Source organism: Kitasatospora sp. MBT66, from assembly GCF_000710405.2.
In the GTDB taxonomy this organism is placed as follows: domain Bacteria; phylum Actinomycetota; class Actinomycetes; order Streptomycetales; family Streptomycetaceae; genus Kitasatospora; species Kitasatospora purpeofusca.
In genome coordinates, this window is the sequence record NZ_JAIY01000006.1 from 757,455 (window position 1) to 760,609 (window position 3,155).

At 57.0% G+C, this 3,155-nt stretch carries 1 rRNA gene; it reads right to left on the reverse strand.

The features are described 5' to 3' along the window. Nucleotides 1-3,114: ribosomal RNA gene (locus tag BI06_RS55510) — 23S ribosomal RNA — on the reverse strand. Between the last annotated feature and the right edge of the window lie 41 nt (nt 3,115-3,155).

Here is a 3,155-nt window from a genome sequence, read left to right on the forward strand (position 1 = left end):
GCCCTCGGCCTATTAGTACCGGTCAACTCCACCCCTCACAGGGCTTCCATATCCGGCCTATCAACCCAGTCGTCTACTGGGAGCCTTACCCTCTCAAGGAGGTGGGAGTGCTCATCTCGAAGCAGGCTTCCCGCTTAGATGCTTTCAGCGGTTATCCCTCCCGAACGTAGCCAACCAGCCATGCCCTTGGCAGGACAACTGGCACACCAGAGGTTCGTCCGTCCCGGTCCTCTCGTACTAGGGACAGCCCTTCTCAACACTCCTACGCGCACAGCGGATAGGGACCGAACTGTCTCACGACGTTCTAAACCCAGCTCGCGTACCGCTTTAATGGGCGAACAGCCCAACCCTTGGGACCTACTCCAGCCCCAGGATGCGACGAGCCGACATCGAGGTGCCAAACCATCCCGTCGATATGGACTCTTGGGGAAGATCAGCCTGTTATCCCCGGGGTACCTTTTATCCGTTGAGCGACGGCGCTTCCACAAGCCACCGCCGGATCACTAGTCCCGACTTTCGTCCCTGCTCGACCCGTCAGTCTCACAGTCAAGCTCCCTTGTGCACTTACACTCAACACCTGATTGCCAACCAGGCTGAGGGAACCTTTGGGCGCCTCCGTTACTCTTTAGGAGGCAACCGCCCCAGTTAAACTACCCACCAGACACTGTCCCTGATCCGGATCACGGACCCAGGTTAGACATCCAGCACGACCAGAGTGGTATTTCAACGACGACTCCACCATGACTGGCGTCACGGCTTCAAAGTCTCCCACCTATCCTACACAAGCCGAACCGAACACCAATATCAAGCTATAGTAAAGGTCCCGGGGTCTTTCCGTCCTGCTGCGCGAAACGAGCATCTTTACTCGTAATGCAATTTCACCGGGCCTATGGTTGAGACAGTCGAGAAGTCGTTACGCCATTCGTGCAGGTCGGAACTTACCCGACAAGGAATTTCGCTACCTTAGGATGGTTATAGTTACCACCGCCGTTTACTGGCGCTTAAGTTCTCAGCTTCGCCCCGACGAATCAGAGCTAACCGGTCCCCTTAACGTTCCAGCACCGGGCAGGCGTCAGTCCGTATACATCGCCTTACGGCTTCGCACGGACCTGTGTTTTTAGTAAACAGTCGCTTCTCGCTGGTCTCTGCGGCCACCCCCAGCTCTGGCAGCAAGTGCCGTCACCAGGAATGGCCCCCCTTCTCCCGAAGTTACGGGGGCATTTTGCCGAGTTCCTTAACCATAGTTCACCCGAACGCCTCGGTATTCTCTACCTGACCACCTGAGTCGGTTTGGGGTACGGGCCGCCATGAAACTCGCTAGAGGCTTTTCTCGACAGCATAGGATCATCCACTTCACCACAATCGGCTCGGCATCAGGTCTCAGGCTATTGTTGTGCGGATTTGCCTACACAACGCCCTACACCCTTACCCCGGGACAACCACCGCCCGGGCTGGACTACCTTCCTGCGTCACCCCATCGCTCACCTAGTACAGACTTGGTTCAGCGGCTCCACCACGTCCCTTTGTCCGAAGACTCCGGGCCGGCTTCACGGCCTTAGCATCACCTGGTTCAGCGTTGGCGCTTCAAAGCGGGTACGGGAATATCAACCCGTTGTCCATCGACTACGCCTGTCGGCCTCGCCTTAGGTCCCGACTTACCCTGGGCAGATCAGCTTGACCCAGGAACCCTTGGTCAATCGGCGCAAGAGTTTCCCACTCTTGTATCGCTACTCATGCCTGCATTCTCACTCGTGTACCGTCCACGACTGGTTTCCACCGCCGCTTCACCCGGCACACGACGCTCCCCTACCCATCACAGCAGGCGTTGGCCCTATATGCTGCAATGACACGACTTCGGTGATGTGCTTGAGCCCCGCTACATTGTCGGCGCGGAATCACTTGACCAGTGAGCTATTACGCACTCTTTCAAGGGTGGCTGCTTCTAAGCCAACCTCCTGGTTGTCTCTGCGACTCCACATCCTTTCCCACTTAGCACACGCTTAGGGACCTTAGTCGGTGTTCTGGGCTGTTTCCCTCTCGACCATGGAGCTTATCCCCCACAGTCTCACTGCCACGCTCTCACTTACCGGCATTCGGAGTTTGGCTAAGGTCAGTAACCCGGTGAGGCCCATCGCCTATCCAGTGCTCTACCTCCGGCAAGAAACACGTGACGCTGCACCTAAATGCATTTCGGGGAGAACCAGCTATCACGGAGTTTGATTGGCCTTTCACCCCTAACCACAGGTCATCCCCCAGGTTTTCAACCCTGGTGGGTTCGGTCCTCCACGAAGTCTTACCTCCGCTTCAACCTGCCCATGGCTAGATCACTCCGCTTCGGGTCTTGGGCATGCAACTGTATCGCCCTATTCGGACTCGCTTTCGCTACGGCTACCCCACACGGGTTAACCTCGCTACACACCGCAAACTCGCAGGCTCATTCTTCAAAAGGCACGCAGTCACGAGACACACAGCAAGCTGCATGTCCGACGCTCCCACGGCTTGTAGGCACACGGTTTCAGGTACTATTTCACTCCGCTCCCGCGGTACTTTTCACCATTCCCTCACGGTACTATCCGCTATCGGTCACCAGGGAATATTTAGGCTTAGCGGGTGGTCCCGCCAGATTCACACGGGATTTCTCGGGCCCCGTGCTACTTGGGAGTTCTTCAAACGAGCCGTACAGATTTCGCCTACGGGGGTCTTACCCTCTACGCCGGACCTTTCGCATGTCCTTCGACTATCCATACGGTTTCTGACTCGCCGACCGGCCGGCAGACCGGTCAAGAAAAATCCCACGACCCCACAAGCGCAACCCCTGCCGGGTCTCACACGCTCATGGTTTAGCCTCATCCGGTTTCGCTCGCCACTACTCCCGGAATCACGGTTGTTTTCTCTTCCTGCGGGTACTGAGATGTTTCACTTCCCCGCGTTCCCTCCACATACCCTATGTGTTCAGGTATGGGTGACAGCCCATGACGACTGCCGGGTTTCCCCATTCGGAAACCCCCGGATCAAAGCCTGGTTGACGGCTCCCCGGGGACTATCGTGGCCTCCCACGTCCTTCATCGGTTCCTGGTGCCAAGGCATCCACCGTGCGCCCTTAAAAACTTGGCCACAGATGCTCGCGTCCACTGTGCAGTTCTCAAACAACGACC